This is a genomic window from Bacillus sp. S14(2024) (genome assembly GCF_050473785.1).
Lineage (GTDB): Bacteria > Bacillota > Bacilli > Bacillales > Bacillaceae_G > Bacillus_A > Bacillus_A yunxiaonensis.
Map to the genome: position 1 here is coordinate 1,511,554 of NZ_JBFLUP010000006.1, position 23,867 is coordinate 1,535,420.

24 protein-coding genes and 1 other annotated feature are annotated in these 23,867 nt (G+C 37.8%); all 24 genes read left to right on the forward strand.

Features of this window, described 5'->3' with window-relative positions; genetic code table 11:
* The first annotated feature begins 58 nt into the window (after positions 1-58).
* The 24 genes from spoIIGA to pyrE all read left to right on the forward strand — a co-directional run bounded on the left by spoIIGA (position 59) and on the right by pyrE (position 23,822).
* On the forward strand, positions 59-976 hold the full coding sequence (gene spoIIGA / locus AB1279_RS08165) for a sigma-E processing peptidase SpoIIGA (RefSeq protein WP_429758376.1): 918 nt from the start codon (positions 59-61) through the stop codon (positions 974-976).
* A gap of 19 nt (positions 977-995) precedes the next feature.
* Positions 996-1,715, forward strand: coding sequence for an RNA polymerase sporulation sigma factor SigE (gene sigE / locus AB1279_RS08170; RefSeq protein WP_098305552.1), 720 nt, complete (start codon positions 996-998; stop codon positions 1,713-1,715).
* Positions 1,716-1,909: 194 nt separating this feature from the next.
* Positions 1,910-2,689: an RNA polymerase sporulation sigma factor SigG gene (gene sigG, locus AB1279_RS08175; protein ID WP_090914402.1), complete on the forward strand. Its 780-nt coding sequence runs from the start codon at positions 1,910-1,912 to the stop codon at positions 2,687-2,689.
* A 191-nt stretch (positions 2,690-2,880) separates the two neighbouring features.
* A complete protein-coding gene (locus AB1279_RS08180) occupies positions 2,881-3,159 on the forward strand; it encodes a YlmC/YmxH family sporulation protein (protein WP_429754143.1) in 279 nt (92 codons plus the stop codon).
* Between the two features lie 115 nt (positions 3,160-3,274).
* Complete coding sequence (gene pgeF / locus AB1279_RS08185; RefSeq protein WP_429758377.1) at positions 3,275-4,084, forward strand: peptidoglycan editing factor PgeF; 810 nt, start codon at positions 3,275-3,277, stop codon at positions 4,082-4,084.
* 5 nt (positions 4,085-4,089) lie between these two features.
* Positions 4,090-4,764: a YggS family pyridoxal phosphate-dependent enzyme gene (locus AB1279_RS08190; protein ID WP_429754145.1), complete on the forward strand. Its 675-nt coding sequence runs from the start codon at positions 4,090-4,092 to the stop codon at positions 4,762-4,764.
* 19 nt (positions 4,765-4,783) lie between these two features.
* Entirely contained in the window at positions 4,784-5,251 is a 468-nt protein-coding gene (locus AB1279_RS08195) for a cell division protein SepF (RefSeq protein ID WP_429754146.1), read from the forward strand.
* Positions 5,252-5,257: 6 nt separating this feature from the next.
* The gene (locus AB1279_RS08200) at positions 5,258-5,524 is read left to right on the forward strand and encodes a YggT family protein (protein WP_336483181.1); all 267 of its coding nucleotides are present in this window, start codon (positions 5,258-5,260) and stop codon (positions 5,522-5,524) included.
* A gap of 12 nt (positions 5,525-5,536) precedes the next feature.
* Positions 5,537-6,310, forward strand: coding sequence for an RNA-binding protein (locus tag AB1279_RS08205; RefSeq protein ID WP_429758378.1), 774 nt, complete (start codon positions 5,537-5,539; stop codon positions 6,308-6,310).
* 93 nt (positions 6,311-6,403) lie between these two features.
* On the forward strand, positions 6,404-6,910 hold the full coding sequence (gene divIVA, locus AB1279_RS08210) for a septum site-determining protein DivIVA (RefSeq protein ID WP_098305536.1): 507 nt from the start codon (positions 6,404-6,406) through the stop codon (positions 6,908-6,910).
* A gap of 51 nt (positions 6,911-6,961) precedes the next feature.
* Positions 6,962-7,181, forward strand: a binding site (T-box leader).
* 79 nt (positions 7,182-7,260) lie between these two features.
* A complete protein-coding gene (gene ileS / locus AB1279_RS08215) occupies positions 7,261-10,026 on the forward strand; it encodes an isoleucine--tRNA ligase (RefSeq protein ID WP_429758379.1) in 2,766 nt (921 codons plus the stop codon).
* A 129-nt stretch (positions 10,027-10,155) separates the two neighbouring features.
* Positions 10,156-10,488: a molecular chaperone DnaK gene (locus tag AB1279_RS08220; protein WP_429758380.1), complete on the forward strand. Its 333-nt coding sequence runs from the start codon at positions 10,156-10,158 to the stop codon at positions 10,486-10,488.
* A 121-nt stretch (positions 10,489-10,609) separates the two neighbouring features.
* Positions 10,610-11,068: a signal peptidase II gene (lspA, locus tag AB1279_RS08225; RefSeq protein ID WP_336483176.1), complete on the forward strand. Its 459-nt coding sequence runs from the start codon at positions 10,610-10,612 to the stop codon at positions 11,066-11,068.
* 3 nt (positions 11,069-11,071) lie between these two features.
* Entirely contained in the window at positions 11,072-11,980 is a 909-nt protein-coding gene (locus AB1279_RS08230) for an RluA family pseudouridine synthase (RefSeq protein ID WP_429758381.1), read from the forward strand.
* 199 nt (positions 11,981-12,179) lie between these two features.
* On the forward strand, positions 12,180-12,722 hold the full coding sequence (gene pyrR, locus AB1279_RS08235) for a bifunctional pyrimidine operon transcriptional regulator/uracil phosphoribosyltransferase (protein WP_336483174.1): 543 nt from the start codon (positions 12,180-12,182) through the stop codon (positions 12,720-12,722).
* A gap of 148 nt (positions 12,723-12,870) precedes the next feature.
* Complete coding sequence (locus tag AB1279_RS08240; RefSeq protein ID WP_429758382.1) at positions 12,871-14,160, forward strand: solute carrier family 23 protein; 1,290 nt, start codon at positions 12,871-12,873, stop codon at positions 14,158-14,160.
* 148 nt (positions 14,161-14,308) lie between these two features.
* Positions 14,309-15,223 (forward strand): aspartate carbamoyltransferase, encoded by a 915-nt coding sequence (gene pyrB / locus AB1279_RS08245; RefSeq protein WP_429758383.1) that lies wholly within the window; start codon positions 14,309-14,311, stop codon positions 15,221-15,223.
* The gene (gene pyrC, locus AB1279_RS08250; RefSeq protein WP_429758384.1) at positions 15,207-16,493 is read left to right on the forward strand and encodes a dihydroorotase; all 1,287 of its coding nucleotides are present in this window, start codon (positions 15,207-15,209) and stop codon (positions 16,491-16,493) included. The genes pyrB and pyrC overlap by 17 nt, the downstream gene beginning before the upstream one ends.
* Positions 16,490-17,587 carry a carbamoyl phosphate synthase small subunit gene (locus AB1279_RS08255; protein WP_429758385.1) on the forward strand — a complete coding sequence of 366 codons (1,098 nt, stop codon included), beginning with the start codon at positions 16,490-16,492 and terminating at the stop codon, positions 17,585-17,587. Before pyrC ends, AB1279_RS08255 begins: the two co-directional genes overlap by 4 nt.
* Positions 17,572-20,790 (forward strand): carbamoyl-phosphate synthase large subunit, encoded by a 3,219-nt coding sequence (carB, locus tag AB1279_RS08260; RefSeq protein ID WP_429758386.1) that lies wholly within the window; start codon positions 17,572-17,574, stop codon positions 20,788-20,790. The genes AB1279_RS08255 and carB overlap by 16 nt, the downstream gene beginning before the upstream one ends.
* Positions 20,787-21,566: a dihydroorotate oxidase B electron transfer subunit gene (gene pyrK, locus AB1279_RS08265; protein ID WP_429758387.1), complete on the forward strand. Its 780-nt coding sequence runs from the start codon at positions 20,787-20,789 to the stop codon at positions 21,564-21,566. Before carB ends, pyrK begins: the two co-directional genes overlap by 4 nt.
* A complete protein-coding gene (pyrD, locus tag AB1279_RS08270; protein WP_429758388.1) occupies positions 21,563-22,492 on the forward strand; it encodes a dihydroorotate oxidase B catalytic subunit in 930 nt (309 codons plus the stop codon). Before pyrK ends, pyrD begins: the two co-directional genes overlap by 4 nt.
* A complete protein-coding gene (pyrF, locus tag AB1279_RS08275) occupies positions 22,477-23,193 on the forward strand; it encodes an orotidine-5'-phosphate decarboxylase (RefSeq protein WP_429758389.1) in 717 nt (238 codons plus the stop codon). Before pyrD ends, pyrF begins: the two co-directional genes overlap by 16 nt.
* Positions 23,190-23,822: an orotate phosphoribosyltransferase gene (gene pyrE / locus AB1279_RS08280; protein WP_429754158.1), complete on the forward strand. Its 633-nt coding sequence runs from the start codon at positions 23,190-23,192 to the stop codon at positions 23,820-23,822. The genes pyrF and pyrE overlap by 4 nt, the downstream gene beginning before the upstream one ends.
* The last annotated feature ends 45 nt before the right edge of the window (positions 23,823-23,867 follow it).

Sequence of the window (23,867 nt, forward strand, 5' to 3'; positions counted from 1 at the left end):
CTTTTCCATAGGATATGCATTATACTAGTCTAAACTTTATAAAAAAGAGGTGAACCGTTTGGTCGTTTACGCCGATATTATTTGGTTATTAAACGTCTGCATTGATTTCCTTTTACTTTTATTAACAGCAATTGTTTTAAAGCGAAAAGTAAAAAGGTGGAGACTTGCACTTGGCGCATGTATCGGTTCAACAATTGTTATTTTTGCATTCACACCGTTAGCGTCTGTGATGACACATCCTGTGATGAAATTATTATATTCATTCCTCATTGTTTATACCGCATTTGGTTTTATTCGTTTTCGTACATTTTTACAGACCGTTTTAACGTTTTATTTTGTAACATTTATGGTAGGAGGCGGCCTTGTTGGAGCGCACTTTTTTCTTCAAACAAATGACATGGTCAATGGACTTGTTTCTACAAAATCCATTTCATATGGTGATCCTGTAAGTTGGGTGTTTGTTATGATTGGTTTTCCGATTATGTACTATTTTTCTAAAAAGAGAATTGCAGATGTAGAAGTGACAAAAATCCATTATGAGCAAATTGTGAAAGTAGATATCAAAATTGATATAAATGATATTCAACTAGATGGATTGATTGATAGTGGAAATCAATTGTATGACCCACTTACAAAAACACCAGTTATGATTATACCTATTTCTTCTTTAGAACATGTGCTTCCAAAGTGGTTAATAGAGCAAGTTCAAATGAAAACAGCAATTCCATATATACCAGATGAAGAATCACAGTGGGCAACGCGTTTGAGGTTGATTCCTTATCGTGCTGTAGGTGTTAATCAACAATTTTTATGGGCAATTAAACCTGACATTGTACGAGTTTATCATGAAGGCACTACAGTTACCGTAAATAAAGTATTAATTGGTTTGAATACACAGCAACTATCACCAAATGGTGAGTATCAATGTATTTTACATCCAAAAATGTTATTGTCTCAAGAAGTGACAATTGCTTAATACAAAAGGGAGGAATTTTATGTTGAAATTAAAATTTCGTTTAACTTATCTTTGGTATAAATTATTACTAAAACTTGGAATTAAGACCGATGAAATTTATTATATTGGTGGAAGTGAAGCACTGCCGCCTCCATTAACAAAAGAAGAAGAGGAGATATTACTGCAAAAACTGCCAAAGGGAGATGAAACGGCACGATCGCTTTTAATTGAACGTAATTTACGTCTTGTTGTATACATTGCTAGAAAATTTGAAAATACAGGAATCAATATTGAGGACCTGATTAGTATTGGAACCATTGGTTTAATTAAAGCAGTTAATACATTTAATCCAGAAAAGAAAATTAAACTTGCAACATATGCTTCAAGGTGTATTGAAAATGAAATTTTAATGCATTTGCGAAGAAATAATAAAAATCGTTCAGAAGTATCATTTGATGAGCCTCTTAATATTGATTGGGACGGAAATGAATTATTGCTATCAGATGTTCTTGGAACGGATGAAGATATTATTACAAAAGATTTGGAAGCAACTGTTGACCGCCATTTACTGATGAAAGCATTGCATCAATTAAATGATCGAGAGAAGCAAATTATGGAACTTCGTTTTGGATTAGATGGCGGAGAAGAAAAAACGCAAAAGGATGTTGCAGATATGCTTGGTATTTCACAGTCTTATATTTCGCGTTTAGAAAAACGGATTATTAAAAGGCTTCGTAAAGAATTTAACAAAATGGTATGAAGATAAGCATCTTCTAGCAAATACGTTTTTTATTTAAAGCGCTTGATCGATTGCTTTTTTATGAGTAATGTAAGTTACATTTTAGAAAAGCAATCGTTGGATTTAGTGATGCGGGATAAATGAATATATGCATAAAATTCCCTCCAAAGGAGATACTTTACACTGTACAGCAACTCCCGATAGGAGGGAACACTTTGACGAGAAACAAAGTAGAAATTTGCGGTGTTGATACATCTAAACTTCCAGTACTAAAAAATGAAGAAATGCGACGGCTATTTCGAGAAATGCAAAGCGGCGATATAAGCGCAAGGGAGAAACTAGTAAACGGAAACTTACGTCTTGTACTGAGCGTCATCCAAAGATTTAACAACAGAGGGGAGTTTGTTGATGATTTATTTCAAGTTGGCTGCATAGGACTTATGAAATCCATTGATAACTTTGACCTAAGCCAAAATGTTAAATTTTCAACGTATGCTGTACCAATGATTATTGGAGAAATTCGAAGATATTTGCGTGATAATAACCCGATACGCGTCTCGCGTTCATTGCGTGATATTGCGTATAAAGCATTGCAAGTACGAGAGAAGCTTATTGCTGAGAATTCAAAAGAGCCAACAGCGATGGATATAGCAAAGGTACTTGATGTGACGCACGAAGAAATTGTGTTTGCACTTGATGCGATTCAAGATCCAGTTTCATTATTTGAGCCGATATACAATGATGGTGGGGATCCGATTTTTGTGATGGATCAGCTAAGTGATGATAAACAAAGGGACGAGCAATGGGTCGAAGAACTTGCATTAAAAGAGGGAATGAAGCGATTAAATGAACGAGAAAAGATGATTATTCGCAAGCGTTTCTTTCAAGGAAAAACACAAATGGAAGTAGCGGAGGAAATTGGGATTTCTCAAGCGCAAGTGTCACGTCTTGAAAAATCAGCAATTAAACAAATGAATAAAACAATTCAAGGCTAAGGTCTCATCATTTATGATGAGACCTTTTATAGTTTTAAAGGGAGATTCTGCTCATAGGGAGGGTGATGTGTTCATATAATGGCTATATAGAAAAGACTTTGTACGTGAAGGGTAATGGAGTGTCACTTTGTTTATGCTTTGCGGTGAAATTGTGATTATCAGTTAAGTATGAAACAAAGGAGAGGATAGCAATGATACGTATTTCAGAATTTCAAATGAAAGATGTTGTCAATGTGTCAGATGGGAAGAAACTTGGAAATATTGGAGATATCGATATCGATATGAAGACGGGAAAGATTCAAGCAGTTATTATTACAAAACAAGGAAAAATGCTAGGGTTATTTGGAAAAGAAGAAGAATTTGTCATTCCTTGGAGACAAATTGTGAAAATAGGAGAAGATGTTATCTTAGTTCGAGCAGATCATGCGAATACAATTACAGAAACAATACAAACACCGACAATTTCTTAAAGAATGTTACAAATTCCTCTTTTTTTAATGTTGTCATTATGGAAAAATAAAAGTATGGTAAAATAGACAGGAAGTACCATACTTTTTATGTTATTTTATTATAAGGAGCCTTTTTATGAGAGAACCATTTACATATAAGGACGATATGTTACATTTACAAGCGTGGGAACAACTGGGGCCCATCATAGCTGGATTTACGACAAAAGAAGGCGGAGTGAGTACCGGATCGTTTCATACAATGAATTTAGGATTACACGTCCATGACAAAGTGGAAGATGTTCATGAAAATCGACGTCTTTTAGCAGAAAAATTACATGTTTCATTAGAAAATTGGATTTGCTCTGAACAGGTTCATGACTATCATGTTGCAAAAGTAGGCAAGCAAGAGAAGGGAAAAGGGGTCTTTTCCTATGAAGATGGTATCTCGAATACAGATGGCATATATACGACAGATACTGACGTGTTATTAACATCTTGTTATGCGGATTGTGTTCCATTATACTTCTATTCCCCATCTTATAAAATGATTGGACTTGCACATGCTGGCTGGAAAGGAACCGTAAAGGGAATTGCAAGTGAAATGATTAGAAAATGGAAAGACGAAGGTGTATCACTTGATGATATACATGTTGCTATCGGACCGTCTATTGGTGCGTGTTGTTATGTTGTTGATGAACGTGTGTTATCTGCAGCTAAACAAGTGGTTCATGGTTCCGTTCCATATGAAATGATTTCTGATGGACAATATGCAATTGATTTAAAAGAAATAAATCGTTTGCTTTGTTTACAAGCTGGGATTAAAGAAGAGCATATTATCATGTCATCTCTTTGTACAAGCTGTGAAACGCAATTATTTTTCTCACATCGTCGCGATCATGGAAAGACGGGAAGAATGCTTAGTTTTATCGGCTTTAAGGAGGAGTGAAAATAGTGACAGTACAAGAAAATTTAATATACGTTCAACAAGAAGTAGAAAAAGCATGTCAACGGGTGAATAGATCTTTAGATGAAATTACACTTGTTGCTGTTACAAAAACAGTAGGCATTGAAAAAACAAATGAGGTGTTACAAGCCGGGCTTATACATCTTGGTGAAAATCGTAATGAAGGATTTTTGCAGAAATATGAGTACTTTGGAAACAAAGCAACGTGGCATTTTATCGGTTCGTTGCAGTCTAGAAAAGTAAAAGAGATTGTAAATGAAATTGATTATTTACACTCACTTGATCGTCTTTCACTTGCAAAAGAAATTCAAAAAAGAGCAACTAAACCAATTCGCTGCTTTGTACAAGTGAAAACTTCGGAGGAAGAGTCCAAACAAGGAATAGCTATAGATGAAACAATTGAGTTTATTCACAATTTACAACAGTTGGATAAGATTGAGGTTGTTGGACTTATGACAATGGCACCTTACACGGATGATGAAATGCAAATTCGTAGTTGTTTTCAAATGTTGCGTAAACTGCAAAAGCAAGTACAAGATTTAAAGCTAACATATGCTCCATGTACGGAGTTATCAATGGGAATGTCAAATGATTATACAATTGCAATTGAAGAAGGTGCTACATTTATTCGTTTGGGGACGATTTTAGTAGGAAAAGAATAGAAGGAAGGAGAATCTTATTATGAGTTGGTCAAAAGTAAAGTACTTCTTTTTTGACACACCAGAAGAGCGAGAAGCACACTATGCTTATGAAAAGGAGCAAAAAGAAATGAAAAAACAGCAGGAACCGGAACAGGAACAGGATATTCCGCTTACAAAGGTACAACCGAAACAAAACGTGGTAAGTATTGAAACAGCAAAACACCCTTCAAAAGTTGTTTTATTAGAGCCACGTACGTATTCAGAGGCACAGGGTATTGCAGATCATTTAAAAGGTCGCCGTGCGGTTGTGATTAATTTACAGCGCATGTCTACAGATCAAGCATTACGTATCGTGGATTTTCTAAGCGGCACTGTATATGCAATAGGCGGAGACATTCAAAAATTAGGTCCAAAAACATTTATATGTACACCTGATAATGTGGACATTGTTGGAGCAATTTCTGAATTGTTCGGTGAAGAGGAAGATACAAATATAAAAAGGTGGTAATACGCCATGACAATGATTTTACAAATATTGCTCTATGTAATACAAATTTATTCCTGGGCGCTTATTATCTATATCCTACTATCTTGGGTTCCGGGAGCAAGAGAGTCGACGTTTGGTGATTTCCTTGCCCGTATTTGCGAGCCATATTTAGAACCATTCCGGAGGTTTATCCCACCGATTGGAGTAATCGATATTTCTCCAATCGTAGCGATCATTGTACTACGCTTAGCTAGTTCAGGATTGATCCGTGTATTTGAATTTTTTGTGAGGTAAGAGGATATATACATGAGCATCTATGAACATTTTAGACCTGAAGAAACGGTTTTCGTTGATAAAGTGTTAGAATGGAAGCAAGCGGCAGAAGAATATCATCAAGTGAAACTGACTGATTTTCTTGACCCGCGTGAACAACAGATTGTTTCTATGATTGTTGGACATCAAGGAGATGCTATGTTTCAATTTTATGGAGCTACTCCTAATGCAGAAAGAAAACGGGCGTTAATTTATCCAAACTATCTTATGCCGAATGAAGAAGAGTTTCAAGTAGAAGTATTAGAAATTGACTATCCTTCTAAATTTTACACGCTGGAACATCGTCAAATATTAGGGGCATTTATGTCTCTTGGGTTAAAGAGAGAAAAATGCGGAGATATTTGGCTCCAAGAAAATCGTGCCCAAATTGTAGTTGCAAAAGAAGTTGTTTCGTATATAAAAATGAATTTACAATCGATTGGAAGAACAAAAGTGTCTTTGGCACCTGTGTTATTGGAAAACGTATTACATATACAAGAACAGTGGGACGAGAAATCGGGAACTGTTTCGTCGCTTCGATTAGATGTATTGATAGCAGAAATGTTTCATATATCTCGTCAGAAAGCACAGCCGTTTATTAAAAACGGTCTTGTGAAAGTAAATTGGAAAGTAGTTGAGCAATCTGCTTATGACTGCTTTCCGGGAGATGTATTTTCTGTCAGAGGTTATGGTAGGAGTAAATTACTCACTGTTGATGGAAAAACAAAACGCGATAAATGGAGAATTTTGTATGGAATCTTAAAATGATTTCTTTTTTTAGAAGGAAAATCTCCTATTTTGTCGAAGAAAAGATATAATTAAAAAAGGAAATTTTAGATAACCTACTTGGAGGTGGCGTTTGTGCCGTTAACACCGTTAGATATTCATAATAAAGAATTTAGTCGTGGCTTTCGCGGCTACGATGAGGATCAAGTAAATGAATTTCTTGATCAAGTCATTAAAGATTATGAATTAGTAATTCGTGAGAAGAAAGCGTTAGAAGAAAAGGTTGCACAACTAGAAGGGAAATTAGAACATTTCTCCAATATTGAGGATACATTAAATAAATCTATTGTTGTAGCGCAAGAAGCAGCAGAAGAAGTAAAACGTAATGCACAAAAAGAAGCAAAGTTAATTGTTCGTGAAGCAGAGAAAAATGCGGACCGTATTATTAACGAAGCGTTAGTAAAATCAAGAAAAGTGGCATTTGATATTGAAGAATTGAAAAAGCAAGCGAAAGTGTTCCGTACACGTTTCCGTATGCTAATAGAAGCACAGCTTGAAATGCTAAACAATGATGATTGGGACAAGCTAATCGAGTTGGAAGAAGAAGTAGATGAGCTTCTTAAGAAAGAAGAAACAGTGTAAGCTTGACGTTTTTCTTATTATTACATATAATTTTATACAACATAAATTTTTAGAAAAACGAAGATAGGGATAAGTACTTTTTTCATACCTTATATAGCGAACTGAGGACGGTGGAAGCTCAGGATAAGGAGAGAATGGGAATATCACCCTGGAGTTCCTCGCTGAACAATAAAGTAAGCAGAGGCGTGTATTCGCGTTAAGAATATAAAGAGGATTGCTATATGTAGTAGTCTACTAGGGTGGTACCGCGGGAGACCTTCTCGTCCCTTTTTGGGGATGAGAAGGTCTCTTTTTTATTCCATTTATTTAGAAAAAATGTCTTTTTTTATATATTTAAGGAGGAATTAAGCATGGATTACAAAGATACTTTATTAATGCCAAAAACAGAATTTCCAATGCGCGGAAATCTACCGAAACGTGAGCCTGTAATGCAAGAAAAATGGGCGGAAATAAACATTTATGAAAAAGTACAAGAACGTACAAAAGGGCGTCCGCTATTCGTACTACATGATGGACCTCCATATGCGAATGGTGACATTCATATGGGACATGCTTTAAATAAAGTATTAAAAGATTTTATTGTGCGCTATAAATCAATGAATGGTTTTTCAGCACCATATGTACCAGGTTGGGATACGCATGGATTACCAATCGAGCAAGCTTTAACAAATAAAGGTGTTAAGCGTAAAGAGATGACAGTTGCTGAGTTCCGTAAACTTTGTGAAGAATACGCATATGAGCAAGTAAGCCGTCAGCGTGAGCAATTTAAACGTTTAGGTGTACGTGGTGATTGGGATAACCCATACATTACATTAGAGCCAGCGTACGAAGCACAGCAAATTAAAGTATTTGGTGAAATGGCGAAAAAGGGCTACATCTATAAAGGACAAAAACCTGTTTACTGGTCTCCGACAAGTGAATCTGCATTAGCAGAAGCGGAAATAGAATATAAAGATAAAAAATCTGCATCTATTTATGTAGCATTCCCTGTTAAAGATGGAAAAAATGTTTTAGAAGGCGACGAGAAGTTCATCATTTGGACAACAACACCTTGGACATTGCCAGCTAACTTAGGTATTTCTGTTCATCCAGAACTTGAATACAGCATTGTAAAAGTAGATGATGCAAAATATATCATTGCTTCTGAGCTATTTGAAACAGTTTCAAAAACATTAGAGTGGGAAAATGCAGAGGTTGTAAAAACAGTAAAGGGTAGCGAACTTGAGTATACAGTAGCTAAGCATCCATTCTATGACCGTGATTCTCTCGTTATGCTTGGTGAGCACGTTACAACAGATGCTGGTACAGGTTGTGTACATACAGCACCAGGACACGGGGAAGATGACTTCCTTGTTGGGAAACAATATGGATTAGAAGTTCTTTGTCCAGTTGATGATAAAGGTGTATTAACAAGTGAAGCACCTGGATTTGAAGGGTTATTCTACGATAAAGCAAATAAACCAATCACGGAAAAATTAGAAGAGGTTGGTGCATTATTAAAATTAACATTTATTACGCATTCTTATCCACATGACTGGAGAACGAAACAACCAATTATTTTCCGCGCAACTGCACAATGGTTTGCATCTATTGAAGCGTTCCGCAGTGAATTATTACAAGCTGTAGAGGAAACAAAATGGGTACCAGCATGGGGTGAAACACGCCTTCATAATATGGTTCGTGACCGCGGTGATTGGTGTATTTCTCGTCAACGTGCGTGGGGTGTTCCGATTCCTGTATTCTATGCAGAAAACGGTGATCCAATCATTACAGATGAAACGATTAATCATGTAGCAGCCTTATTCCGTGAACATGGTTCGAACGTATGGTTTGAACGTGAAGCGAAAGACTTATTACCAGAAGGCTTTACACATCGATCTAGCCCAAATGGCGAATTCCGTAAAGAAACGGACATTATGGATGTATGGTTTGATTCTGGTTCTTCTCATCAAGCTGTATTAGAAGAGCGTGATGATCTGCAACGTCCAGCTGATTTATATTTAGAAGGATCTGACCAATATCGCGGTTGGTTTAACTCTTCATTATCAACAGCAGTTGCGGTAACAGGTAAAGCACCGTATAAAGGTGTCTTAAGTCACGGCTTCGTACTCGATGGTGAAGGTCGTAAAATGAGTAAATCTATTGGAAACATTGTTGTGCCGAAGAAGATTATGGATCAATTAGGCGGCGATATTTTACGTTTATGGGTATCATCAGTTGATTATCAATCTGATGTACGTATTTCTGATGATATCTTAAAACAAGTAGCAGAAGTATATCGTAAAATTCGTAATACATTCCGCTTCTTATTAGGAAACTTAGCTGATTTTGATCCAAGTAAAGATGTGGTACCAGCTGCAGAACTTCGTGAAGTAGACCGCTACATGTTAGTGAAATTAAACGACTTAATTGTGAAAGTAAAAGATGCTTATGAAACGTATGAATTTGCAGCTGTATATCATGCGATTCACAACTTCTGTACAATTGATTTAAGTTCATTCTATTTAGATTTTGCAAAAGATATTTTATATATCGAAGCAGAAAATAACCATGATCGCCGTGCAATTCAAACGGTACTGTATGATGTTCTTGTTGCATTAACAAAACTTGTAACGCCAATTTTACCTCATACAGCGGATGAAGTATGGCCATATGTTCCTGGTGTAGTAGAAGAAAGCGTTCAGTTAACTGATATGCCGGAAGCTGTAGAAGTAGAAGGCGCTGAAGAGTTAAAAGTAAAATGGGATGCATTTATGACACTTCGCGATGATGTATTAAAAGCGTTAGAAGTGGCACGTAATGAGAAAGTAATTGGTAAATCGTTAAATGCGAGCATTACCCTATTCCCAACTGCAGAAATGAAACAAATGTTAGAGTCTATTAGCGAAGATTTAAAACAGTTGTTTATTGTCTCTGAGTATAAACTTGGTGGAACGATGGAAGAAGCGCCAGCTGATGCACCGAAATATGAACATACAGCTGTCGTTGTAGCACAAGCAACTGGTGAAACGTGTGAACGTTGTTGGGTTGTATCTGAAACAGTAGGAAGTAATGCAGACCATCCAACATTATGTGAACGCTGTGGAGAAGTTGTAAAAGAACATTATGTAAAATAATGAAATGAGGAAAATCGACTGCCTTATATGCAGTCGATTTTTTCTTCCTTGGAAGGAAAAATGTGTGTGCGGTAATCGCGTGCTTTTCGGATAAACTAACGATACATTCCAGCCGGGAGGGACGCGCTTGTGACTGACACATACATGGAGATTCAAGAAGAGCTGCAATTGATGCAACGAGAACTACAGGAGCGACTAGCAAAGGAAGAGACGTATGCGTATGATGTAGAATTTGGACAGGAATTTTTAGGTATAGATAATACTAATGGGAAAAATAAATTATTATTGCATGATATGAGAGAAGATTTAAAAGATGTAGAGCGAGCACTTTTGAAAATGGAAATTGGTATGTATGGGATTTGTGAAGAAACAGGGCAAAGAATGACGCTTAGACAATTAAAGGCTATGCCAACAGCACGTACAGTTTATGAATGTTTTTATGAAAAAGTAAAAACAATTTAAAGACAACAATATTATATTACCTATTTCATTTTATTTTATGCTCCCATGCGATGCTTCATTGTGAAAACATAGCAGCTATGCTAAAATTTTGAGGTACACTGTCATTGTGGGGGAAACGAAAATGATATATTATTTGATAGCATTATTTGTGATTGTCATTGATCAAGTATCAAAATGGATTATCGTAAAGGAAATGGAGTATGGCCAGAGCATTCCGATTATTGATAATGTGCTATACATAACGTCTCACCGTAATACTGGGGCTGCATGGGGCATTTTAGAAAATAGAATGTGGTTCTTTTATGTTATCACAGTCATCTTTGTTATTTTTATTGTGATTTATATGCAAAAATATGCAAAGACAGACAAGCTTCTCGGCATTTCGCTTGGACTTATTCTAGGCGGAGCAATTGGTAATTTTATTGATCGTGTATTCCGAAAAGAAGTTGTTGATTTTATTCATACGTATATTTTCTCATACAACTTCCCGGTATTTAACATTGCAGATTCGGCATTATGTGTTGGTGTTATGTTAATTATTATTCAAACATTACTAGAAGGAAAGAAAACAAAGGAGTAAATAATGAGCGAAGTAGTGCAAGTAACAGTTACAGAAGAGCAAAAAAACGAACGGATTGATAAATTTGTTGCAGGGGTGAACAATGAATGGTCGCGTTCACAAGTACAACAATGGATTAAAGATGGTGTTGTAACCGTAAATGGAAAAGACATCAAAGGGAACTATAAAGTAAAAACAAATGATGAAATTACAGTTACCATTCCAGAACCAGAGTCATTAGATATTCTTCCAGAAGATATGAATTTAGAGATTTATTATGAGGATAGTGATGTACTTGTCGTAAACAAGCCGCGTGGCATGGTTGTACACCCTGCGCCAGGTCATACGAGCGGTACGCTAGTGAACGGTTTAATGTATCACTGTAAAGATTTATCGGGTATTAACGGTGTAATGCGCCCAGGAATTGTGCACCGCATTGATAAAGATACGTCTGGATTATTGATGGTGGCAAAAAATGATATGGCACATGAAGCACTTGTAAATCAGCTTGTGGCAAAAACAGTAACAAGACGCTATCAAGCGATTGTTCATGGTGTTATTCCGCATGATAAAGGAACGGTTGATGCGCCAATTGGACGCGATAAACAAGACCGTCAAAGTATGACTGTTGAGGAAAATGGAAAACATGCTGTCACTCATTTCCGTGTATTAGAACGTTTTAATAATTTCACTCATGTGGAATGTCAACTGGAAACAGGTCGTACGCATCAAATTCGTGTACATATGAAATATATTGGGTACCCACTTGCAGGTGACCCCAAATATGGTCCAAAGAAAACACTTGATATAAATGGTCAAGCATTACATGCAGGTATTTTAGGTTTCGTTCACCCGCGCACAGGTGAATATTTAGAATTTGAAGCACCAATTCCACAAATTTTTGCAGATCTTTTGGATGAATTGCGAAAATAATATTGACAATCGTTATAAAAACTGCAATAATAACAGCAGTTGAATAAGTCCTTTAACACAGCCCCGTGAGGTTGAGAAGGTAACGGTTTGAAATACTTAGGGTACGTATACCCTTTTTCAAAAAATCCTCTCGCACACGACGAGAGGATTTTTTTATACCATTCCTCTCATGCAAGAAAAAAGCCTGGAGGTGAAGAACGTGAAAGAAAAAGCAGTGGTACTAGATGATCAAATGATTCGCCGCGCTTTAACACGCATTAGTCACGAAATTGTAGAACGTAATAAGGGTGTTGAAAATTGTGTTCTAGTTGGGATTAAAACACGCGGTATTTTTATCGCACAGCGCTTAGCGGAACGAATTAGTCAAATTGAAGGGAAAGAGATGGCAGTTGGTGAATTAGACATTACATTATATCGTGATGATTTGACGCTGCAATCTAAAGATAAAGAGCCGCTTGTAAAAGGTTCAGATATTCCTGTTGACATTACAAATAAAAAAGTTATCCTTGTTGATGACGTATTATATACAGGAAGAACAGTAAGAGCTGCCATGGATGCATTAATGGATATCGGTAGACCATCGCAAATCCAGTTAGCTGTTCTTGTAGATAGAGGTCACCGTGAACTACCAATTCGCGCTGATTATGTAGGAAAAAACATTCCAACATCGAGCGAAGAACGTATTGAAGTAGGACTTCAAGAAACAGACAAACAAGATCGAGTAAGCATATACGAAAAATAAAGCCCTTTTAAATGTAGTCCTGTGAGGCTGCCAAAGGGTCTTGGCTTTCATATGTCTAATTTGACATACGAAAGTATAGGACTCTTTGTGCATAGGGCGCAAAGAGTTTTTTTATTGCAAGTTTTCAACATTGGAGGAGGAGATAATAATGGAGCAAAAGCCAGTGTTAGACATTCATGAAGTACCGAAACCAGGAAAATGGTTATTGCTAAGTATACAACATTTATTTGCTATGTTCGGAGCAACGGTGCTTGTTCCATTTTTAACTGGACTAAGTCCAGCAGTTGCTCTAATCTCGAGCGGAATAGGAACGTTAGCATTCCTGCTAATCACGAAAGGGCAAGTTCCAGCTTATCTCGGATCATCATTTGCATTCATTGCACCAATTATTACAGCAAAAGCAGCAGGCGGCCCAGGAGCAGCAATGCTGGGCGGAATGCTGGCAGGATTTGTCTATATGTTGATTGCACTTGCGATTAAAAAATCTGGATCCGGTTGGATTATGAATCTCTTGCCGCCAATCGTAGTTGGTCCAGTTGTTATGGTAATTGGACTTGGGCTTGCACATACAGCAGTTGATATGGCAATGAATAATGCAGATGGAAAGTATAGCTTTACACACTTTTCAGTTGCACTTGTCACATTAGCAATTACAATCATCTGCTCAATCTTTGGAAGAGGATTCATAGGCATCATACCAGTTTTAATAGGAATCATAGGCGGTTACATCTTTGCTTACTTCCAAGGCTTAGTCGATTTGAAACCAGTAATAGAAGCGAAATGGTTTGATGTACCGGATTTCGTAGTACCATTTGTCACATATACACCAGAATTTTCGTTGAAAATAGTATTAATAATGGTACCTGTTGCAGTCGTTACAGTTTCAGAACATATTGGACATCAAATTGTACTTGGAAATGTTGTGAACAGGGATTTAATTGAAAAGCCAGGTTTACATCGTTCTATTATGGGAGATGGAATTGCAACATTTATTGCTTCACTCATTGGAGGACCGCCAAATACGACATACGGTGAAAATATTGGGGTGCTTGCAATTACAAGAGCATACAGTGTATATTTATTCGTCGGATCAGCAATATTTGCAATCATGTTCGGATTCATTGGTAAAATCTCAGCGCTTATCCACTCAATCCCGACACCAGTTATGGGTGGTGTATCAATCTTATTATTCGGTGTTATCGCATCAAGCGGTTTACGCATGATGGTAGATGAGAAAACAGATTTAGGTGATAAACGGAACTTAATGATTGCGTCAGTTATACTTGTAATCGGCATTGGCGGCGCAGTGCTTCATATCGGTCAATCTTTCCAAGTAGAAGGTATGGCTCTTGCAGCAATTGTAGGGGTAATCCTAAACTTAGTACTACCTGAACTGAAACAAAAACAACAAAAACAATCAAAGCAAATTGCTTCATAAAGGCAACCTTTTAATTCAGTCCTGTGAGACGGAAAAGGGTGTGTAGTTTGTTACACCCTAGTCTCAAATGGCTAGGGTATTTTTATGCAGTTATTGTTATATAAATACAAAGGTGTTAAGATAAAAATCAGAAAGATGAGGGATGACAATGAACCATTTGTTAACGATGAGTGAATTATCGGAGCAGGAGATTTCAGAAATCCTAAAAGATGCAGAAGATTTCGCGAGTGGAAAAGGAATAAGAACGACAGAGCAAACGTTTGTTGCAAACTTATTCTTTGAGAATAGTACGAGAACACGTTTTAGCTTTGAAGTAGCAGAGAAGCGATTAGGGCTTGATGTTCTGAACTTCTCAGCAGAGTCTTCTAGCGTACAAAAAGGAGAAACACTATACGATACGATAAGAACACTCGAATCAATCGGAACAAAAGCAGTAGTCATCCGCCATCAACAAGATCGCTACTTCGATGAGCTAAAGGATCAAGTAAACATTCCAATCTTGAATGCTGGAGATGGATGTGGAAATCATCCAACGCAATGTCTTCTAGATCTTCTAACAATTAAACAAGAGTTTGGAAGATTTGAAGGATTAAAGATTGCGATTGTTGGAGATATTCGCCATAGCCGAGTAGCACGTTCTAATGCTGAAGCTTTAACAAAACTAGGAGCAACGATTTACTTTGCTAGCCCTGAAGAGTGGAAAGATGAAACGAACACATTTGGAACATACAAAAGTTTAGATGAGCTTGTTCCAGAAGTTGATGTGATGATGTTACTTCGTGTGCAACATGAACGTCATGATCATTATGAAACAGATATCATGAAACAGTATCATGAGCAGCACGGATTAACAATTGAACGAGAAAAGCGTATGAAACAAGGAAGTATTATTATGCATCCAGCTCCTGTAAATCGTGATGTAGAAATTGCAAGTGAACTCGTAGAGTGTGAGCGTTCACGCATATTCAAACAGATGGAAAACGGAGTTTACGTAAGAATGGCTGTACTAAAACGCGCATTACCAAATGTATTAGGAGGAATGAAACATGAACTATTTGTTTAAAAATGGACGTTATTTGAATGAAGAAGGAAAAATCGTAGCAACAGATCTTCTCGTACAAGACGGTAAAATTGCGAAAGTAGCAGAAAATATTACGGCAGATCATGCTGAAGTAATCGATGTAAACGGAAAATTAATTGCACCTGGATTAGTAGATGTACACGTTCATCTTCGTGAACCAGGTGGTGAGCATAAAGAAACAATTGAAACAGGTACACTTGCAGCAGCAAAAGGTGGATTTACAACAATTTGCGCAATGCCAAATACACGTCCAGTACCAGACAGCAGAGAACATATGGAAGACTTGCAAAAACGAATTAAAGAAAAAGCACATGTAAATGTATTACCATATGGAGCGATTACAGTACGCCAGGCAGGTTCTAAAATGACAGACTTTGAAACATTAAAAGAACTTGGAGCATTCGCGTTTACTGATGATGGCGTAGGCGTACAAGATGCAAGCATGATGCTGGCAGCGATGAAGCGTGCAGCAAAATTAAATATGGCAGTTGTTGCACACTGTGAAGAAAATACGCTTATTAATAAAGGTTGTGTACATGAAGGGAAGTTTTCTGAGAAGCACGGCTTAAACGGTATCCCATCAGTATGTGAATCTGTACATATTGCCCGGGACATATTACTTGCAGAAGCAGCAGGTTGTCACTATCACGTATGTCACGTAAGTACAAAAGGATCTGTACGTGTGATTCGTGATGCAAAGCGTGCTGGAATTAAAGTAACAGCAGAAGTAACACCGCATCACTTAGTACTATGTGAAGATGATATCCCATCGGTTGATCCAAACTTTAAAATGAACCCACCGCTTCGAGGAAAAGAAGACCATGAAGCATTAATTGAAGGATTACTAGATGGAACAATCGATATAATTGCAACAGATCATGCACCGCATGCAGCAGAAGAAAAAGCACAAGGTATTGAAAGAGCGCCATTTGGAATTACTGGTTTTGAAACAGCATTCCCATTACTATATACAAACCTTGTGAAAAAGGGAATTATCACATTAGAACAGTTAATTCAATTCTTAACAGAAAAACCAGCTGACACATTCGGTTTAGAAGCAGGCCGACTGCAAGAAGGAAGAGCAGCTGATATTACAATTATTGATTTAGAACAAGAAGAAGAGATTGACCCAGCAACATTCTTATCAAAAGGAAAAAATACGCCATTTGCAGGTTGGAAGTGCCAAGGATGGCCGGTTATGACATTAGTTAGCGGTAAGATCGCATGGCAAAAGGAGAGTGCATTAGTATGAAAAGACAGCTTATCTTAGAAGATGGAACAGTATTAATTGGAAAAGGCTTCGGCGGAGAAATTGAAAAATCAGGTGAAGTCGTATTTACAACAGGGATGACGGGATATCAAGAGACATTATCTGATCCATCATATTGTGATCAAATCGTAACATTTACGTATCCATTAATCGGAAATTACGGTATTAATCGTGATGATTTTGAATCAATTCATCCATCTGTAAATGGTTTAATAGTAAACGAAATTTGTGATCACCCATCTAACTTCCGTAATGAAATTTCGTTAGATGAGTATTTAAAAGAAAGAAACATTCCAGGATTAGCAGGAATTGATACAAGAAAATTAACACGAAAAATTCGTCAATATGGAACTTTACGCGGACGTCTTTGCGACATGGATGCGGATGTAGAGTACATCGTTAGCCAATTAAAAGCGACAGTCTTTACAGATCATGTGAAACGCGTATCAACAAAAGATCCATATCCAAGTCCAGGCCGTGGCCATCGCGTTGTACTTGTAGACTTCGGTATGAAGCATGGCATTTTACGAGAACTAAATAAACGTGACTGTGATGTAATTGTTGTACCTTACAATACAACGGCTGAAGAGATTTTACGCCTTAGCCCAGATGGAATTATGTTAAGTAATGGACCTGGGGATCCAAAAGATGTACCAGAAGCAATTGAAATGCTAAAAGGCATTATCGGAAAAGTACCATTATTCGGGATTTGCCTTGGACATCAATTGTTCGCTCTAGCATCTGGTGCAAATACAAGCAAGTTAAAATTCGGTCACCGTGGTTTAAATCATCCAGTAAAGCATCTTGCAACTGGAAAAGTAGCCATTACTTCTCAAAACCATGGTTACGCAGTAGAAGAAGAGTCAGTTAAAAGTACAGATCTTGAAATTACACATGTAGCTTTAAATGATGGAACAGTAGAAGGTCTTCGTCATACGAAGTTCCCAGCATTTACAGTACAATACCATCCAGAAGCTTCAGCAGGGCCAGAAGATGCAAATGATTTATTCGAAGATTTCTTAACAATGATTGAAAACTTCAAGAAAGAAGGGGAAGAGTTATGCCAAAACGCCTAGACATTAACACAATTTTAGTAATCGGATCAGGACCAATTGTAATTGGGCAAGCAGCGGAGTTTGATTACTCTGGTACACAAGCTTGTCAATCTCTTAAAGAGGAAGGTTACAAAGTAATCCTTGTTAACTCTAACCCAGCAACAATTATGACAGATACTGCAACAGCAGATAAAGTATACATTGAGCCATTAACATTAGAATTCGTAAGCCGTATTATTCGTAAAGAACGCCCAGATGCAATCCTGCCGACACTAGGCGGACAAACGGGACTAAATATGGCTGTTGAACTTGCAAAATCAGGCGTACTAGAAGAGTGCGGAGTTGAAATTTTAGGAACGAAATTATCAGCAATTGAGCAAGCGGAAGATCGTGATTTATTCCGTACATTAATGCAAGATTTAAATGAACCAACACCACCAAGTGAAATTATTCATAACCTTGATGAAGCATATGAGTTTGTAAAAGAAATCGGTTATCCAGTAATCGTTCGTCCAGCATTCACATTAGGGGGAACGGGCGGCGGTATTTGCCATAACGAAGAAGAGTTAATTGAAATCGTAACAAGTGGTTTAAAACATAGCCCAGTAACACAATGTTTATTAGAGAAAAGTATTGCTGGCTGTAAGGAAATTGAATATGAAGTAATGCGTGATTCAAATGATAACGCAATCGTAGTATGTAACATGGAAAATATTGATCCAGTTGGAGTTCACACAGGTGATTCTATCGTTGTAGCACCGAGCCAAACGTTAAGTGACCGTGAATATCAAATGTTACGTAACACATCATTAAGAATTATTCGTGCATTAGGAATTGAAGGTGGATGTAACGTTCAGCTTGCACTTGATCCACATAGCTTCCAATACTATGTAATCGAAGTAAACCCACGTGTAAGTCGTTCATCTGCACTAGCATCTAAAGCAACTGGATATCCAATTGCGAAATTAGCAGCGAAAATTGCAGTCGGCTTAACATTAGACGAAATTGTAAACCCAGTAACACAAAAAACATACGCTTGTTTCGAGCCAGCATTAGACTATGTTGTTTCAAAAATTCCACGTTGGCCATTTGATAAGTTTGAATCAGCGAATAGAACGCTTGGTACACAGATGAAGGCAACTGGTGAGGTTATGTCAATCGGACGTAACTTAGAGGAATCATTATTAAAAGCGGTTCGTTCTTTAGAGCTTGGTATTTATCACCTAGAGTTAGATCACTTAAAAGAGCTTGATAAAGAAACGATGAAAAAACGTATTATTAAAGCAGATGATGAGCGTCTGTTCGTTGTAGCAGAAGCAATTCGTCAAGGTGTAACGAAAGAAGAAATTAATGCATGGTGTGAAATGGACTTCTTCTTCTTACAAAAAGTTGAAAACATCGTAAACATGGAACGTAAAGTTAAAAACCATGTAGGCGATATGGAAGTGCTGCAAGAAGCAAAAGAAATGGGCTTCAGTGATCATTACATCGCAGCTGCTTGGAACAAAACAGAGCGTGAAATTTATGAAACACGTAAAGAAAACAATATGACGCCGGTATTTAAAATGGTAGATACTTGTGCGGCAGAGTTTGAATCTGCAACACCGTATTACTACAGCACATACGCTGATGAAAACGAATCAATTGTAACAGATCGTAAGAGTGTAGTTGTACTAGGATCTGGTCCAATCCGTATCGGTCAAGGTGTTGAGTTTGACTACGCAACAGTTCACTCTGTATGGGCAATTAAAGAAGCTGGATATGAAGCAATTATCATTAACAATAACCCAGAAACAGTTTCAACAGACTTCAGTATTTCTGACAAATTATACTTTGAACCATTAACAATCGAAGATGTAATGCACATCATTGATTTAGAACAGCCAGAAGGTGTTATCGTTCAGTTCGGTGGACAAACGGCAATTAACTTAGCGGCGAAATTAGAAGAACGCGGTGTGAAAATTTTAGGAACATCGCTTGAAGATTTAGACCGTGCAGAAGATCGTGATAAATTCGAAGCTGCATTAACACAGCTTGGTATCCCGCAGCCAGTTGGTAAAACAGCAACAACTGTAGAACAAGCGGTAGCAATCGCTGAAGAAATTGGTTACCCGGTATTAGTAAGACCATCTTACGTACTAGGTGGACGTGCGATGGAAATCGTATATCGTCAAGAAGAACTACTGCACTACATGAAAAATGCAGTTAAAGTTCATGCAGATCATCCGGTACTAATTGACCGCTATATGGTTGGTAAAGAAATTGAAGTAGATGCAATTTCAGACGGTGAAAATGTGTTCATTCCAGGTATTATGGAACATATTGAACGCGCAGGTGTTCACTCTGGTGACTCAATTGGAGTATACCCACCGCAAAGCTTATCTGCAAAACTGAAAGAACAAATTATTGAAAATACAATTGCACTTGGAAGAGGATTAAACATTGTTGGATTATTAAATATCCAGTTTGTAGTATTCAAAGATGAAGTGTATGTAATTGAGGTAAACCCACGTGCGAGCCGTACAGTACCATTCTTAAGTAAAATTACAGGTGTACCGATGGCGAATATCGCAACAAAAGTTATTTTAGGTCAAAATCTTGTAGAACAAGGATATGGAACTGGCTATCACCCAGAAGAGAATGAAGTGTATGTAAAAGCTCCAGTATTCTCATTTGCAAAACTACGTTCTGTTGATACAACATTAGGGCCTGAAATGAAATCAACAGGGGAAGTAATGGGTAAAGACCTAACACTTGAAAAAGCATTATACAAAGGGCTAGTTGCTTCTGGAATTAACATTCCAACGCACGGATCAGTAATCATTACTGTGGCGGATAAAGATAAAGAAGAAGCGATGGAAATTGCAAAACGCTTCCATGAAATCGGCTATAACTTATTAGCAACAGCAGGAACAGCACAATCGTTAACAGAGCAAAACATTCCGGTGCAAGTTGTAAACAAAATTGATTCTGAAGACTACAACTTACTTGATATTATCCGTCAAGGAAAAGCACAGTTTGTTATCAATACATTAACAAAAGGAAAACAGCCAGCGCGTGATGGTTTCCGTATTCGCCGTGAATCTGTAGAAAATGGAGTAGCATGCTTAACATCACTAGATACAACAAGAGCAATCTTACGTGTACTAGAATCCATGACATTTTCAGCTCACGCAATGAAAGAATTTGCGCCAACTGAGCGTCACGAGGTGGTACGTGCATGATGCAAAAGCAAAATATGATCGTCGTTAACCAAAAAGAAATCGCAAAAAATATTTATGAACTAGTGCTTCAAGGTGATCTTGTACAGCAAATGAACGAACCAGGGCAGTTTGTACACATTAAAGTAGCAGAAGGCATTGCGCCTCTGCTGCGCCGCCCAATTAGTATTTGTAATGTTGATCAAGAAAATAACGAATTTACAATGCTATATCGTGCGGAAGGACAAGGAACAAAAACATTAGCAAAGAAAAAACAAGGTGAACTTGTAGACGTATTAGGACCACTAGGCCATGGATTTCCTGTAGAAGAAGCAGAAGCAGGACAAACGGCTCTTTTAGTAGGAGGCGGAATTGGTGTGCCACCACTTTATGAGTTATCACAACGCCTTGTTGCAAAAGGAGTACGTGTCATTCACATCTTAGGTTTCCAAACAAAAGATGTTGTCTTCTATGAAGAGAAATTTGCAGAGCTTGGCGATACGTATGTTGCAACAGTCGACGGTACACATGGTACAAAAGGATTTGTAACAGATGTAATCGATACGTATGGAATTGACTTTGACATTTTATACTCATGTGGACCTTTAGCAATGCTTCGTGCATTAGAAGGCCGCTATAAAGAGAAAAAAGCCTACATTTCACTAGAGGAACGTATGGGTTGTGGTATTGGAGCGTGTTTCGCATGTGTATGCCACTTGCAAGAAGATCCAAGTGGACATTCTTACAAGAAGGTGTGTAGTGACGGACCAGTATTTCCAATCGGGGAGGTTGTACTATGAACAGATTGCAAGTTGAATTACCAGGATTATCATTAAAGAATCCAATTATCCCAGCATCTGGTTGCTTCGGGTTTGGTCGTGAGTATGCGCAGTTTTATGATTTAAGTGTACTTGGATCAATCATGATTAAAGCAACAACGGAACAACCTCGTTATGGAAATCCAACACCTCGTGTTGCCGAAACACCAGGCGGAATGCTAAATGCAATCGGGCTTCAAAACCCGGGGTTAGAGAAGGTAATGACGTCTGAATTACCATGGTTAGAGCAATTCGATCTTCCGATTATTGCGAACGTTGCGGGCTCACAAGCTGAGGATTATGTAGCAGTAGCAAAGAAAATTTCGAAAGCACCAAATGTTCATGCGCTAGAATTAAATATTTCTTGTCCAAACGTAAAAACGGGTGGTATCGCTTTTGGTACAGTCCCAGAGATTGCTGCTGATTTAACGAAGCGAGTAAAAGAGGTTTCTGAAGTGCCGGTATATGTGAAATTGTCACCGAACGTGGCAAACATTGTGGAGATTGCAAAAGCAATTGAAAACGCTGGTGCGGACGGATTAACGATGATTAATACATTGCTTGGCATGCGTTTAGATTTAAAAACAGCAAAACCAATTTTAGCAAACCGTACAGGTGGACTATCTGGACCAGCGATTAAGCCGGTGGCAATTCGTATGGTGCACGAAGTGAGTCAAGCTGTGAACATTCCAATTATCGGAATGGGTGGTATTGAATCAGCGGAAGATGTAATTGAGTTCTTCTACGCTGGTGCAAGTGCAGTAGCAGTTGGAACAGCAAACTTCGTTGACCCATTTGTATGTCCAACAATTATTGAAGAATTACCAGCACTTTTAGATGAATTAGGATTTGAACACATTTCGGAATGTCAAGGAAGGAGCTGGAAGCAAACATGTCACAATCTTTAATTGTTGCACTGGATTTTCCAGGTAAAGCAGAGGTAGAACAGTTTTTAAGTCACTTTGAAGGGGAACGATTATTTGTCAAAGTTGGTATGGAACTGTTTTACAAAGAGGGACCTGCGATTATTACGTACCTAAAAGAAAAAGGACATCAAATCTTTTTAGATTTGAAGCTTCATGATATTCCGAACACAGTGAAAAGCGCGATGCGTAATTTAGCTAGTTTAGATGTTGATATGGTAAACGTTCATGCTGCTGGGGGAAGCAGTATGATGAAAGCGGCGCTTGAGGGATTAGAGGAAGGTAAGAAAGAAGGAAAAGAGAGACCGATTTGTATTGCAGTTACACAACTAACAAGTACATCGGAAGAAGTAATGAAAAAAGAGATCGGCATTGAGAAAACGTTAGAAGAAGCGGTTGCTCATTATGCGAAATTAACGAAAGAAAGCGGTCTGGACGGCGTTGTTTGTTCAACGCTGGAAGTACCAAAATTGCGTGAAGTATGCGGAGATGCTTTCGTAACAGTAACACCGGGGATTCGTCTTGCAAGTGATGATGTAAATGACCAAGTACGCGTAGCGACGCCTAAACGTGCGCGTGAACTAGGCTCTAGTTATATCGTAGTAGGACGTAGTATTACAAAAGCAGAAAATCCGCGCGCAGCGTATCAAATTGTAAAAGAACAGTGGGAGGGTGTAACAGTATGAAAAAACAAATCGCATCTCATTTATTAGATATTGGAGCAGTATTTTTACAACCCAATGATCCATTTACATGGTCTTCTGGAATGAAATCACCAATTTATTGTGATAATCGTTTAACATTATCATACCCAGAAGTACGTCAAGCAATTGCAGCAGGGTTAGAAGAATTAATTCAAACACACTTCGGGGCTGTTGAGGTTATTGCAGGAACAGCGACAGCAGGTATTGCACATGCTGCTTGGGTAAGCGATCGTATGAACTTACCAATGTGTTATGTACGCAGTAAAGCAAAAGGTCATGGTAAAGGAAACCAAATCGAAGGTAAAGCAGAAAAAGGCCAAAAAGTTGTTGTAGTAGAAGATTTAATTTCAACTGGTGGCAGTGCAATTACTTGTGTAGAGGCACTTCGCGAAGCAGGCTGTGAAGTATTAGGAATCGTATCAATCTTCACATACGAACTTGAAGCAGGAAAAGAAAAATTAGCAGCAGCAAACGTTGCATCATACTCTTTAAGCGACTACAGTGCACTTACAGAAGTAGCAGCAGAAAAAGGTATGATTGGTGAAGCAGAAACGAAAAAACTACAAGAATGGCGCAAAAACCCAGCTGATGAGGCTTGGATTACAGCATAATAATAAAGAAAACACGACCGTGGGGGGAAACTCGGTCGTGTTTTT

Coding starts and splice junctions, on each gene's coding strand:
- AB1279_RS08240 (WP_429758382.1), top strand. CDS start 12,871: ATGGAGCAAAAGCCAGTGTTAGACATTCATGAAGTACCGAAACCAGGA.
- pyrD (WP_429758388.1), top strand. CDS start 21,563: ATGAACAGATTGCAAGTTGAATTACCAGGATTATCATTAAAGAATCCA.
- pyrE (WP_429754158.1), top strand. CDS start 23,190: ATGAAAAAACAAATCGCATCTCATTTATTAGATATTGGAGCAGTATTT.
- pyrF (WP_429758389.1), top strand. CDS start 22,477: ATGTCACAATCTTTAATTGTTGCACTGGATTTTCCAGGTAAAGCAGAG.
- pyrK (WP_429758387.1), top strand. CDS start 20,787: ATGATGCAAAAGCAAAATATGATCGTCGTTAACCAAAAAGAAATCGCA.
- AB1279_RS08255 (WP_429758385.1), top strand. CDS start 16,490: ATGAAAAGACAGCTTATCTTAGAAGATGGAACAGTATTAATTGGAAAA.
- pgeF (WP_429758377.1), top strand. CDS start 3,275: ATGAGAGAACCATTTACATATAAGGACGATATGTTACATTTACAAGCG.
- AB1279_RS08195 (WP_429754146.1), top strand. CDS start 4,784: ATGAGTTGGTCAAAAGTAAAGTACTTCTTTTTTGACACACCAGAAGAG.
- AB1279_RS08180 (WP_429754143.1), top strand. CDS start 2,881: ATGATACGTATTTCAGAATTTCAAATGAAAGATGTTGTCAATGTGTCA.
- pyrC (WP_429758384.1), top strand. CDS start 15,207: ATGAACTATTTGTTTAAAAATGGACGTTATTTGAATGAAGAAGGAAAA.
- carB (WP_429758386.1), top strand. CDS start 17,572: ATGCCAAAACGCCTAGACATTAACACAATTTTAGTAATCGGATCAGGA.
- AB1279_RS08205 (WP_429758378.1), top strand. CDS start 5,537: ATGAGCATCTATGAACATTTTAGACCTGAAGAAACGGTTTTCGTTGAT.
- ileS (WP_429758379.1), top strand. CDS start 7,261: ATGGATTACAAAGATACTTTATTAATGCCAAAAACAGAATTTCCAATG.
- pyrB (WP_429758383.1), top strand. CDS start 14,309: ATGAACCATTTGTTAACGATGAGTGAATTATCGGAGCAGGAGATTTCA.
- sigE (WP_098305552.1), top strand. CDS start 996: ATGTTGAAATTAAAATTTCGTTTAACTTATCTTTGGTATAAATTATTA.
- AB1279_RS08230 (WP_429758381.1), top strand. CDS start 11,072: ATGAGCGAAGTAGTGCAAGTAACAGTTACAGAAGAGCAAAAAAACGAA.
- lspA (WP_336483176.1), top strand. CDS start 10,610: ATGATATATTATTTGATAGCATTATTTGTGATTGTCATTGATCAAGTA.
- AB1279_RS08200 (WP_336483181.1), top strand. CDS start 5,258: ATGACAATGATTTTACAAATATTGCTCTATGTAATACAAATTTATTCC.